Source organism: Micromonospora sp. AMSO12t (assembly GCF_008806585.1).
Classification (GTDB): Bacteria; Actinomycetota; Actinomycetes; order Mycobacteriales; family Micromonosporaceae; genus Micromonospora; species Micromonospora reichwaldensis.
The window spans coordinates 1-12,071 of sequence record NZ_WAAS01000203.1 but is presented as its reverse complement, the minus strand read 5'-3'; the positions used below and the strand labels follow the sequence as shown (position 1 = coordinate 12,071).

The window sequence follows — 12,071 nt, the reverse complement described above, 5'->3', positions numbered from 1 at the left end:
TCCTCCCGGGCGCCTGACCCCGCCCCCGCCGTCGTCGACGGTTCCGCTCCGGCCGTAAGGTCGGAGGCGGGCCGCTCAGGTGCCGCCGAGGCCCGACAGGTCGACGTCCGCCACCTCGGTGACCGCGCGGATCGCCGTCACCGAGGCGTACCCCTCGGCCAGCAGCGCCAGGTCGGTGCCGGGCTGCACGGCCTGCCCCGGCTCCTCCAGCGACGTGCGGACGAAGCCGTGCCCGGCCTCCGCCACCGTCATCTGCACCTGGCCGAAGGTGGCCAGCGTGCCCCGGCGCACCCCGCGCAGCCGGCCGTGCGGCAGGTCCGGAGCGTTCACGTTGAGCACGCTCTCCACCGGCCCGGCGGTGAGCCGGGGCAGCAGGTCCAGGGCGACCCGGGCGGCGGTCGGCCAGTGCCGCTCGGCGTCGCGTACCCGGGCGGCGGCGGCCACCGCGGCACCCCCGCTGGCAGCCGTGGCCTCCCCGGCCGAGAGCACGTCGAGCGAGACGGCCATCGCCCGGCAGCCGTTCGCGGCGGCGGTGAAGGCCGCACCCACCGTGCCCGAGTGCAGCACCGCGCGTCCCGCGTTCGCGCCCCGGTTGATGCCGGACAGCACCACCGCCGGCGGCGGCCCGAAGGCGCCGTGCACGGCGATCAGCGCGATGAAGCCGGGGGAGCCGCCGACCGCGAACGCCGGCACCCCCGGCACCTCCGGCAGCGGGTGCTCGTGGACCACCACGCGCCCGTCGCGCTCCACGGCGGTCATCGCGGCGCTGGTGCCGCTCGCCTCCTCCAGCGGCGCGGCGACGACCACGTCCAGGCCCCGGTCCGCCGCCGCCCGCGCCAGCGCCTGGATGCCGGGCGCGGCGATGCCGTCGTCGTTGGTGACCAGTACCCGCAGCGTCATCGCTCGGCCGCCCGTTCGGCCAGCTCGTCGGGGCTGGTCCGCTCCTGCGGCCGGCTGCCGGCCGGTACGAGACGCACCCGGTCGACCAGGCCGGTGATCGAGTCGAGCCGGCCGGTGCCCAGGCCGTGCCGGGTCACGTTCAGCGCGCCGGCTGCCGCGCCGGTACGGATCGCGGTGCGCACGTCGCCGCCGCGCGCCACCACGGCCGCCACCCCGGCGGTCATCGAGTCGCCGGCCCCGCGCGGGTCGGCCGCCTCCAGCCGGGGCATCTCGACCTCGAAGACCTCGCCGTCGACCAGGGCGAGGGCGGGCTTGTCGGCCCGGCTCACCACCACGTTCTCGGCGCCGCCGGCGTGCAGGTCGTACAGGGCCCGGGTGAGCTGCTCCTCGTCCTCGCCGTCGGCGCGGCCGTCGGCGATCAGCTCCTCGTGGCTGACCTTGAGGAAGAAGACGCCGCTGTCCAGCACGGCGTCGAGGTGCTCGCCGCAGAGGTCGACCACCACCCGGCTGCCGTTGGCCCCCAGGTCGGCGGCGAACCGCCGGTAGAGGTCGGCCGGGACCAGGGACGGCTCGTTCGGCCCGCTCAGCACGCTGACCGAGGCGCGCAGCCCCTCGCCGAGCGCCAGGTTGTAGAGCTCGTCCAGCTCGTGCCGGCTGAGCGGCTGGCCGGGCACGTCCACGATCTCCTGCCGGGAGCCCTCGCGCCGATCGTGCACGTACCCGCCGCTGCCGGAGTCGCGGACCACCACCTTCAGGTGCACCCCCTCGCTGACCAGCAGCGGCTCCAGCACCTGGCCGATCTCGCCGCCGAGGGCGGCGCAGAGCACCACGTCGACCCCGAGCGACATCACCATCCGGGCCTGCCAGACGCCCTGCCCGCCGGGGTGCAGGTGCAGCTCCGGCGCCTCGCTGGGCTGGTCGACGGTCACCGTCAGCCGGGGCGTGGGCGCGAAGACCATCACGTGCCCGCTCATCCGTCGTACCCGTTCATGCGCCCATCCTCCGCCGGTCGACACGTGCCGTGACCATCCACCAGCTGACCGTAGTGTGGTCGGCGGCCGGGCGTCCGGACTCCGGGCGGGATCGGCGCGGCGTTGCCAGGGCGCCCGGCATGCGCGACGATCGGGCGACCACCGACGCTGGGGAGACGGCGTGCTCAGGCGAAGTTCCTTCAGCTACACCGTCCAGGCGCGCTGCTCCCTCCCGGACGCCGCGGCGCTGCTCGCCGACCCCACCCGGCAGGAGGACCTGCACCCGCTGATCGTCCGGGTCCGCCGGGTGCCGCCCCGTCCTGGCGCGCGGGCCAGCTACGACATCACCGATCGACTGGCCGCCGGGCCGGTGCGCCTGCCGATCACCTACCGGGCCGACGTCCTCGTCGACGATGCCGACGAGATCGTCACCGTGGCCCGGCAGTGGCCTGCCACCACGGTGCGCAACCACACCCGGCTGCGGGCGGAGCCCGACGGCGTGGTCCGCATCGAGGTCGAGATCACCCTCGCCGCGCCCGCGCCGCTCTTCGGCTACGCGTTCCGCCAGACCCGCGCCGCCCACCTCGGGCTGGCCGCCCGCCTCGCCACGGCCCTCGACACGAGCCCGCCCGGGTCGCCGGCCGACTGACCGCCGGACGGTCCCGGCCGTGGTGGCCGTCGCGCCCCCGGTGACCCGCGACGGGCGGGGCACCGGGGCGCGGGCGTCAGTAGACCGACAGGTGCACGTGGTTGGTGTGGTCGCTGGACGGGTCGCCGTTGGCCCCGCTGTACGACTTCCATCCGCTGCTGGGCAGCCAGATCTGCCTGTACCAGATCACGTAGAGCACGGCGAGCCGGTCGGCGTTGCGCACGAAGTACGCCGACAGGTTGTTGCCGTACGTCCGGTCGCCGCCGGTGGCGTCGCCGCCGAAGCCGCCCTTCTGGGCCGCGAAGTCGCAGGCCCGGCCCTTCGGGTGTTCGCCCGAGCCGCCGGGGCGGTAGCAGGAGACGTAGCGGGTGAAGCCCGCCGCCTTGGCCTGGTTGAGCGCGTGCAGGGTGCGCGGGGTGATGCAGCCGTTGGCGGGGGTGGGGTCGTTGACGCTGCACGACTCGCGCGGCCAGGAGCCGTCGGAGTTGCGCGGGGCCGCCTTCGCCGTCTTGCTGGAGGTGCCGCCCGGCGAGGTGCCCGCCCCCGTGGACTGCTGCCGCTGTTGCTGCTGCTCGCGGTTGGCGACCGTCAACGCCCGCTCGGCCTGCTCCTTGCGCTTGGCCATCACGGTGACCTGCTTGCGCTGCTCCCGGATCTCGCCGTCCAGGGCGAGCTTGGTGCGGGTGGCCTGGTCTCGGGTCTCCTGGAGTTCGCGCAGGGCCCGGTCCTCCTTGGCGGCCACCGCGTCGAGGGCGGCGGCGCGGTCCATGAAGCCGTCCGGCGAGCTGCTGTTGAGCAGGGCGGACGCCACGCTGAGCCGGCCGGTGCGGTAGGCCGCCCCCGCGATCTCGCCGACCTTGGCGGTGTGCGCGGCCAGCTCGACCTCGGTGGTCTTGAGCTGCGCGGCGAGCTGCTGTTGCCGCTTGGCCGACGTGTCGAGGGCGCGCTTGGCGTCGAGGTAGCCCTTGCTGGCGGCCTCCAACTGGGCCCGCAGGGCGGGGGTGCCGCCCTCCTCGTCCTGGCCGGGGGCCGCGGCGAGCAGGCCGGCCCGGGTGGCGGCCGCCGCCGGGGCGGCGGTGACCGGGGCCACCGCGGCGCCGAGGGCGAGCATCGTGGCGATCAGGGCCGCCGTCCGGGCGGCAGGTCGTCGTACAGGTGCCATCACTGGCATTCACGTGTCCTTCCGTCAGCCGCCGACCGGGTTAGCTGACGGGTTCGGGACGGAAGATCCCTACCGCTGACGCGGATGCACCCCACGAACATGGTTCCCCGGTTCGCCCCGCCGGGCGATTAGGCGGCGGCCACCGCCGGCACCGGTGGGTGCCGCCTGGCGGAGGCCGAAGCCGAGCCTACCGGTGCCGGTGTGACTGATGCAGCGCAGGTGACGGAGGGTGTACGTCCACTAGCAGTCAAATCCGGCATAAGCGCACAATACTCTCCCAGATTTAAGGTTGTCCTCATTACCACTCAACCGACCCGCAGGCCCCGCGCGACGCTCCGGGCTCGATCTGCAACGTGGCGTGCTCGATGTGGAAGTCGTCGTGCAGCGCGGCCCGGGCGGCGCCCAGCACCGCGCCGACCTCCGCGCCGGGTGCCATGGTCAGGTGCGCCGAGGCCACCTCCATGCCGGAGGTGAGCGTCCAGACGTGCAGGTCGTGCACCTCGGCGACGCCGGGCACGGCGGCCAGCCGGTCGTGCACCGCGGTCACCTGGAGGTGCTCCGGCGCGGCCTGCACCAGGATGCGCAGCGCGGCCCGCCCGAGCCGCCAGGTGCGCGGCAGGATGAACACCCCGATCGCGACCGCCACCAGCGGGTCCGCCCACCACCAGCCGGTGGTGGCGATCAGCAGCGCGGCCCCGATCACGCCGAGTGACCCCAGCAGGTCGCCGAGCACCTCCAGGTACGCGCCGTGGACGTTGATGCTCTCCTTCGCCCCGGAGCGCAGCAGCGCGAAGGCGCCGATGTTGGCGAGCAGGCCGAGCACGGCGACCACCAGCATCGGGCCGGCCAGCACCTCCGGCGGGTCGCCGAAGCGGCGCACCGCCTCGATCACGACGTAGACCGCGACGCCGGAGAGCAGCATGGCGTTGGCCAGTGCGGCCAGCACCTCCAGCCGGTAGAGGCCGAAGGTGCGCTGCGGGTCGGCGCCCGCCCGCCGGGTGGCGGCGATCGCCGCGAGCGCCATGCCGATGCCGAGCACGTCGGTGAACATGTGCCCGGCGTCGCTCAGCAGGGCCAGCGACCCCGTGCGGAAGGCCGCCACCGCCTCCACCACCATGAGGCCGGCGAGCAGCCCGAACGCCGCCCAGAGTCGGCCCCGGTGGCGGTGCGCGGCATTCGCCACCGACCCGTGATGGTGGTCATGACCTGCGCCCACGCGCCCACCCTCCGTCAGGCGTCCGGATTCGCGTTCAATCTATGCTCACATCGCTATGTATGCAAGTAACGGCGGCTCAGCCGATCGGGTCGACGGTGGTCAGCCGCTGGGTGGCCCGGGACAGCGCCACGTAGAGCGTCCGCACCCCCGACCCCGGGTCGGCCCGGATCTCGCCCGGAGCGACGAGGACGACCCCGTCGTACTCCATGCCCTTGGCCTCCAGGCTGGTCACCACCTGCAAACGCGGCGTGCCGAGCCCGCCCAGCCAGCCGGCCACCTCGTCGCGGCGCGGCACCGGCGTGATCACCCCGACCGTGCCCTCGACCTCGGCGAGCAGCGCGTCGGCCGCCGCCACGACGGCGCTCTCCAGCTCCGCCGGCGGCACCGACAGCGCGACCGGGTCGACGCCGGTGGAGCGCACCGCCCGGGGCAGCGGCAGGTCCGGGTGCAGCCGGCGGATCTCGGCCGCCGCCACCGCGAAGATCTCCGCCGAGTTGCGGTAGTTCGTGGTGAGGGTGAAGTGGTGCCGCTTGCGCCGGCCCAACGCCTGGTCCCGGGCCCGGTTCAGCTCCTCGGGATCCCCCGTCCACGCCGTCTGCGCCGGATCGCCCACCACCGTCCACGAGGCCAGCCGGCCCCGCCGGCCGATCATGCGCCACTGCATCGGCGAGACGTCCTGCGACTCGTCGACCACCACGTGCGCGTACTCCCGGTAGTCGTCCGGGCGTTCCCGCGCCGCCTCGCGGGCGGCGCGCTGCCGGTCGGCGAAGGTGCTCAGCTCGCGGACCCCGCCGGCCAGCTGGAACGGGTCCCGCTTCGCCCGGGCGGGCTTCATCGGCTTGCCGAGCAGCGCGTCCAGCTCGTCGAGCAGCGCGATGTCGGCGATCGTCAGCCCGGCGGCGTCGAGGCTGCGGTACGCGTCGGTCAGCAGCCGGATCTCGGCGCGGGAGAGGATCCCCTCGGCGTAGCGGTGCAGCCGGTCCGGACGGGCCAGCCAGCCCAGCACGTGCCGGGGGTGCAGCCGGGGCCACCACGCCTTCAGGAACTCCCGGAACTCCGGCCGCTCGGCGATCTCGTCCTCGAACGCGCGTTGCTCGGGCAGCCGGCCCACGCCCAACCTGCGGGCCTGCGCCCACAGCGCCGCGAAGACCCCGTCGAAGCCGGCCCGGCGCACCTCGTTGCGGCGGGCGCCCCGGGGCATCGCCCGGTCCCGGATGCCGTCCAGCTCGCGGCGCTCCAGCCGGAGCAGCTCGCCCCGGTAGAGCAGGCGCAGCTCGGTCGGGCCGCCCGGCACCGCGTCCCGGGCCGCCCGCTCCAGCACCCGCCGCATCCGCAGCGAACCCTTCACCGCCGCCACCGCCGGCGGATCGGTGCGGGTGGCGGTCAGGCCCGCGAAGAGTGTGCCCAGCGAGTGCAGGGTGGCGGTGTCCTCGCCGAGCGAGGGCAGCACCGAGGCGATGTACTCGACGAAGACCGAGGACGGGCCCACCACCAGGATGCCGCCGCCGGCGAACCGGCTGCGGTCGGAATAGAGCAGGTACGCGGCCCGGTGCAGGGCGACGGCCGTCTTCCCGGTGCCCGGACCGCCGGACACGATCGTCACGCCCGAGCCGGGGGAGCGGATGGCCTCGTCCTGCTCCCGCTGGATGGTGGCGACGATGTCCCGCATGCCCCTGCCGGTGGCCTTCGACAGCGTGGCCAGCAGCGCGCCGTCGCCGACCACCGCCATGTCGGCGGGCGCGGCGACCGGATCGAGCAGGTCGTCCTCGATCCGGGTGACCCGCTCGGCGGAGGACTGGATCGTGCGTCGCCGCACCACGCCCAGCGGCTGCGCGGGGGTGGCCTGGTAGAAGGCGGCGGCGGCCGGGGCCCGCCAGTCGACCACCAGGGTGGAGGCGTCGTCGTCGCGGATGCCGAGCCGCCCGACGTGCAGCACCTGCCGGTCCAGCAGGTCCAGCCGGCCGAAGACCAGGCCCTCGTGCTCGGCGTCCAGCATGTGCCGCCGCCGTGCGGCGTGGAACACCATCGCGTCCCGTTCGACCAGCGCCCCGAAGTTGCCCACCCGGGCGAGCCGGTAGCCCTCCTTCTCGGCGCTGACCGCCGACCGGCGCAGCTCGGCCAGTCGGGCGTACACCCGGTCGAGATGCCGCTGCTCGACGGCGATCTCCTGTTCCAGGGTGGTCTGGTCGGTCACCGCTCGCTCCTCCTGACGTCGGCGGCGGGCGGCGCGAACCGTGCGAACCGCGCCAGGCCAACCGCAAGAGGGTACGGCCCGCACGCAACCAGCGGCGCCACCGGTGCGGGAAAGGAACCCGCGTCACGCCCGCATGGGCCGCGTCGCGCTCTCCGCCGGGCCCGGTCCAGTCAGCGTCGCGCTCTCCGCCGGGCCCGGTTCAGCCCGTGCCGGGCTCTCCGCCGGGCCCGGTCCAGTCCGCCCGGGCGGCGGCGGTGGCACCGGCCCCGGGGGCGGTGAGCACGCGACGGAGCACGCCGCCGAGCGCCGCGTTGACCTCGTCGGGGCGTTCCATCATCAGCATGTGTCCGGCACCCGGGCAGACGGTCAGCTCGGTCGCCGGCAGCGCGCCGGCGATCGACTCGGCGCAGGGCGGCGGGGTGAGCCGGTCCCGGTCGCCGACCAGGGCGGCGGCCGGCAGGTGGGCCAGCCCGGCGAGGGTGTCCAGCCGGTGCTGCGCCCCGATGGACGCGCGGAACCCGCCGATCGAGCGGAGGGTGGCGCGGGCCACCGCCGAGGTGACCAGGCGGATGTCGTGCGGGTCGCAGCGGTCGCCGAAGAGCATCCAGCGGATGCTGGGACGCAGCGCGCGCAGCAGCGCCCGGGGCGGTCGCCAGGCCCCGCACCGGGCCAGCACGCCGGCCCCGGTGGTCTCGGCGAGCCGGATCAGCCGGGCGATCCGGGGCGAGAGGCCGTACGCGGTGTGCGTGTGGCCCTCGGCGGTGGTGGAGACGAAGACCAGCCCGGCCGTCCGGGCGGCGAAGTGCGCGGGGTGGCGGTGCGCGTACTCCATGATCGTCATGCCGCCCATCGAGTGGCCGACCAGCACGACACGGCCGGCTGGAGCCACCTCGTCCAGCACCGCGGCGAGGTCGTCGCCGAGCTGGGCCACGGTGGCGGTGGGCAGCGCCATGCAACTCGACCGGCCGTGGCCGCGGGCGTCGTAGGTCACCACCCGCACCGCGTCGCCGAAGCGTTGCCGCAGGTCGGCGAGCTGCCGGTGCCAGGCCCGCCCGTCCAGCGTCCAGCCGTGCAGCAGCACGACGGTGACCTCGGCGTCGGCCGGTCCAACCGCCTCGACGTGCAGGCGTACGTCGTCGGGAAGACGTACCTCGACGTGCTCCGGCATCGTCACCTCCCCAGGGCCGCACGGAACCGCAACACCGGGGATACCCGGTGGTAACACCGGCTACCCGTCATGAGACCACGGCAACCGTGTCGGTGAGAAGGTTCGCAACGCGCTCCGGGCGGCCGGCGGGCCCGCCAAGCTGAGGGCATGGGGTCGCCCCGGGCCGCGCTGGCCGAGCTGCTCGCCGGCAACCGCCGCTTCGTCAGTGGCCAGCCGGTGCACGGCCACGACGTCACCGCCGCCGCGGCGGCCTCGGGCGACCAGCAGCCGTACGCGGTCCTGCTCGGCTGCATCGACTCGCGAGTGCCGCTGGAGGCGATCTTCGACCAGACCTTCGGCTCGATCTGCGTGATCCGCACCGGTGGGCACGTACTGGACCGGGCGGTGCTCGGCTCCATCGAGTACGTGGTCGGTGAGCTGGGCGTGCCGCTGGTGATGGTGCTCGGGCACGAGCGGTGCGGCGCGGTGGCCTCCGCCGTGGACGCGTTGCGTGGCGGGCGGTCGCCGGGCGGCGCGCTGGCCCACCTCGTCGACCAGATCGCCCCGGCGGTGACCGAGGTGGGCGTCGACGACCCCCGGGTGCACCCGATGGCGGTCCGCCGGCACGTGCTCCGTACGGTCGCCGCCCTGCGCGCCGACGACCGGCTCGCCGTCCCGGTTGCCGCCGGCCGCCTGACGGTGGTCGGCGCCCTCTACGACCTGACCACCGGCGAGGTGACCCTGCTGGAGCCGTAGAAGCCCCCCACCCCGTTGATCATGAAGTTGTTGTCGCGACACGCCGGGGCGGAGCGCAACAACTTCATGATCAACCCAAGGAGGTCGGCGGTGGGTGGGTCAGGTGGGGTCGACCACCGGGGCGGCCGGGCCGGCCGTGCCGGTGTGCGGGGCGGCCTGCGGCTTCGGCTTGGCGTCGATGCCGGCCTCGGTGCGCTGCTGGCCGGTGATCGGCGTGGGCGCGCCGGTCAGCGGGTCGAAGCCGCCCCGGGTCTTCGGGAAGGCGATGACCTCGCGGATCGAGTCCGCCCCGGCGAGCAGCATGCAGACCCGGTCCCAGCCGAAGGCGATGCCGCCGTGCGGCGGAGCGCCGTACTTGAACGCCTCCAGCAGGAAGCCGAACTTGTCCTGCGCCTCCTCGGGGGTGATGCCGAGCAGCTCGAAGACCCGCTTCTGCACGTCGCCCCGGTGGATACGGATCGAGCCGCCACCGATCTCGTTGCCGTTGCAGACGATGTCGTACGCGTACGCCAGCGCCCGGTCCGGCGCCTCCTCGAACCGGTCGACCCACTCGGCGTTCGGCGAGGTGAACGGGTGGTGCACGGCCGTCCAGCCGCCGTCGTCCGTGCGCTCGAACATGGGCGCGTCGACCACCCAGCAGAACGCCCAGGCGCTCTCGTCGACCAGGCCGGCCCGCTTGGCGATCTCGATCCGGGCCGCGCCGAGCAGCTCCTGCGCCTCGCGGGTGTTCGTGCTGGCGGCGAAGAAGACCGCGTCGCCCGGCTTCGCGCCGACCGCGTCGGCGAGCCCGCCCAGGTGCTCGGCGGAGAGGTTCTTCGCCACCGGCCCGCGCGCCTCGCCGGTCTCGGCGTCGAGCACCACGTACGCGAGGCCGCGCGCGCCGCGCGCCTTGGCCCAGTCCTGCCAGCCGTCGAGTTCCTTGCGGCTCTGCGACGCGCCGCCGGGCATGACGACCGCGCCGACGTAGCCGCCCGCGTCGATCGCGCCGGCGAAGACCCGGAACTCGGTGCCGCGCAGGTAGTCGGTCAGCTCGGTCAGCTCGACGCCGTAGCGCAGGTCGGGCTTGTCGGAACCGTAGCGGGCCATCGCGTCGTGCCAGGTGATGCGCGGGATCGGCCGGAGGATCTCGTGGCCGGCCAGGTCCTTCCAGAGCGCCGAGACGATCGCCTCGCCGAGGTCGATGACGTCGTCCTCGGTGACGAAGGACATCTCGATGTCGAGCTGGGTGAACTCCGGCTGCCGGTCGGCGCGGAAGTCCTCGTCGCGGTAGCAGCGGGCGATCTGGTAGTACCGCTCCATGCCGCCGACCATCAGCAGCTGCTTGAACAGCTGCGGCGACTGCGGCAGCGCGTACCAGCTGCCGGGCTGAAGGCGCACCGGCACCAGGAAGTCGCGGGCGCCCTCCGGGGTGGACCGGGTCAGCGTCGGCGTCTCGATCTCCAGGAAGTCCCGCTCGTGCAGCACCGTGCGGGCGAGCTGGTTGGCGCGCGAGCGCAGCCGCATCGCCTTCGCCGGGCCGCTGCGGCGCAGGTCGAGGTAGCGGTAACGCAGCCGGATGTCGTCGCCGGCCTCGACCTGGTCGTCGACGGGCAGGGGCAGCGGCGCCGCCTCGGAGAGCACCTCCAGCTCGGCGGCGGTCACCTCGATCTCGCCGGTCGGCAGCTCCGGGTTCTCGTTGCCCTCGGGGCGGCGGGTCACCTCGCCGGTCACGCGGACGCAGAACTCGTTGCGCAGCGCGTGCGCGTCCTCCTCGCGGAACACCACCTGGACCACGCCGGACCCGTCGCGCAGGTCGACGAAGATCACGCCGCCGTGGTCGCGCCGGCGGGCCACCCACCCGGCGAGCGTCACCGTGGTGCCGGCGTCCGTCGCGCGCAGGCTGCCGGCGTCATGGGTACGGATCACGACTCGCGTCTCCTCATCTGCGGTACAGCGTTACCCCTGGCATTCTGTCAGCCCTCCCCCGCCCCCCGTTGCGGGGTGAGGGGGAGGCGGGGTTCGGCCGGCGACGCAGATCCGTCCCCCGCTACAGCCCGATGTCCCAGGCGTGCGCGGTCAGCACCACCGTCCCGTCGTCGTTGACGTCGGTGACCTGCACCAGCGCCATCTTCCAGGTGTCGCCGCGCTCCCGGGCGTCGCTCAGGGAGGTCCGGACGCACAACACCACGCCCTTGCGGGCGGGAACGTTGATGTCCGTGCCGATGGCACCCTTCGCGATCCGGTCGTCGCAGTCGGCGGCGCTGAGCGTCGCGGCGTCGACCTGGGCGCCCCTCGCCCTGCTGGCCAGGTTGAAGTACGACGAGTCGCCGCCGCAGCGGGCGGTGAACCGGAGCTCCTCGCCGTTGCTGACCCGCACCTCGGGCTTGTCCAGGTCGATATCCAGGTCGCTGCCGCAACTGGCCCGCAGCGTGAGGCGCTCGTCGACGTACTTCTCCTTGACCGGGGCCCGCGGGTCGAGGGTGGGTTCGGCGCTCCCGCTGAGGCTCGGCTCCGGTGGCGGCGGTTCCGCCCCGGTCGTCGCCGGCGCCGGCGCGGTCGACGTTCCCGCCGGCTCGCCGGAGCCCGGCCGCTCGTCCACCCGGCCCGCGCCGGCCGCCCGGGCGATGTCCCGGGCGTCGTTGGCCTGGTCGAGCGCCCGCAGCGACAGCACCGTGGCGAGCAGACCGAGCAGGACGGCCAGTGCGGCGGCCCCGACGGCAACCTGGGGCCAGCGGCTGCCACCGCGCGGCTTCGGCGCGGCCGAGCCGCCCGGGCCGGGAGGCGGCGGCAGCGGGGCGCCCTGCTGGTCCGAGGTCATCTCGTGGCTCCTCACGTCGGGTGGCCGTACAGCCGCCGCCCATGCCTGTTGCCGGGGCAACCGCCGGGCACGGGGCGCATTTATCCCAGAAATCGAGCAAGATCGCTGTCAGCAACCCGTCACCCGTTGGGGACGCGGCGTCACCGCCGAGCCGGGATAATGAACCGCCCCCATCGATCTTGTGCAGGTGAGCCCCCCATGACCGAGCCGTCGACCGGCACGGACTCCCCCCGCCGCCGACGCGGTCTGACGCCCGGCGAGAAGACCGGTGCGGCGATC

General features: G+C 74.5%; 10 protein-coding genes and 1 riboswitch. Of the genes, 2 read left to right on the top strand and 8 right to left on the bottom strand.

Going from position 1 to position 12,071, the window contains the following annotated elements; genetic code table 11:
- Nucleotides 1-75: 75 nt before the first annotated feature.
- Complete coding sequence (gene surE, locus F6X68_RS24035) at nucleotides 76-900, bottom strand: 5'/3'-nucleotidase SurE (protein ID WP_151456409.1); 825 nt, start codon at nucleotides 898-900, stop codon at nucleotides 76-78.
- A complete protein-coding gene (locus F6X68_RS24030) occupies nucleotides 897-1,874 on the bottom strand; it encodes a 1-phosphofructokinase family hexose kinase (protein ID WP_192581522.1) in 978 nt (325 codons plus the stop codon). Before F6X68_RS24030 ends, surE begins: the two co-directional genes overlap by 4 nt.
- A gap of 178 nt (nucleotides 1,875-2,052) precedes the next feature.
- On the opposite strand from F6X68_RS24030, the gene F6X68_RS24025 reads away from it, so the two are divergent.
- The gene (locus F6X68_RS24025; RefSeq protein ID WP_151456408.1) at nucleotides 2,053-2,520 is read left to right on the top strand and encodes an SRPBCC family protein; all 468 of its coding nucleotides are present in this window, start codon (nucleotides 2,053-2,055) and stop codon (nucleotides 2,518-2,520) included.
- A gap of 76 nt (nucleotides 2,521-2,596) precedes the next feature.
- Here the strand turns inward: F6X68_RS24025 and F6X68_RS24020 are convergent, their stop codons facing one another.
- The 4 genes from F6X68_RS24020 to F6X68_RS24005 form a co-directional block, all read right to left on the bottom strand.
- Nucleotides 2,597-3,682 (bottom strand): hypothetical protein, encoded by a 1,086-nt coding sequence (locus F6X68_RS24020; protein ID WP_192581521.1) that lies wholly within the window; start codon nucleotides 3,680-3,682, stop codon nucleotides 2,597-2,599.
- A 13-nt stretch (nucleotides 3,683-3,695) separates the two neighbouring features.
- Nucleotides 3,696-3,827: riboswitch (cyclic di-AMP (ydaO/yuaA leader) on the bottom strand.
- 153 nt (nucleotides 3,828-3,980) lie between these two features.
- Nucleotides 3,981-4,898 carry a cation diffusion facilitator family transporter gene (locus F6X68_RS24015; RefSeq protein ID WP_151456406.1) on the bottom strand — a complete coding sequence of 306 codons (918 nt, stop codon included), beginning with the start codon at nucleotides 4,896-4,898 and terminating at the stop codon, nucleotides 3,981-3,983.
- 76 nt (nucleotides 4,899-4,974) lie between these two features.
- The gene (locus F6X68_RS24010; protein ID WP_151456405.1) at nucleotides 4,975-7,092 is read right to left on the bottom strand and encodes an AAA family ATPase; all 2,118 of its coding nucleotides are present in this window, start codon (nucleotides 7,090-7,092) and stop codon (nucleotides 4,975-4,977) included.
- A gap of 199 nt (nucleotides 7,093-7,291) precedes the next feature.
- The gene (locus F6X68_RS24005; RefSeq protein ID WP_225852391.1) at nucleotides 7,292-8,260 is read right to left on the bottom strand and encodes an alpha/beta fold hydrolase; all 969 of its coding nucleotides are present in this window, start codon (nucleotides 8,258-8,260) and stop codon (nucleotides 7,292-7,294) included.
- Between the two features lie 147 nt (nucleotides 8,261-8,407).
- Here F6X68_RS24005 and F6X68_RS24000 point away from each other — a divergent pair, with 147 nt between their 5' ends.
- Complete coding sequence (locus F6X68_RS24000; protein ID WP_151456404.1) at nucleotides 8,408-8,995, top strand: carbonic anhydrase; 588 nt, start codon at nucleotides 8,408-8,410, stop codon at nucleotides 8,993-8,995.
- A gap of 99 nt (nucleotides 8,996-9,094) precedes the next feature.
- On the opposite strand, the gene aspS is transcribed toward F6X68_RS24000, so the two are convergent.
- Nucleotides 9,095-10,900: an aspartate--tRNA ligase gene (aspS, locus tag F6X68_RS23995; protein ID WP_151456403.1), complete on the bottom strand. Its 1,806-nt coding sequence runs from the start codon at nucleotides 10,898-10,900 to the stop codon at nucleotides 9,095-9,097.
- 121 nt (nucleotides 10,901-11,021) lie between these two features.
- Nucleotides 11,022-11,792: a hypothetical protein gene (locus tag F6X68_RS23990; RefSeq protein WP_151456402.1), complete on the bottom strand. Its 771-nt coding sequence runs from the start codon at nucleotides 11,790-11,792 to the stop codon at nucleotides 11,022-11,024.
- Between the last annotated feature and the right edge of the window lie 279 nt (nucleotides 11,793-12,071).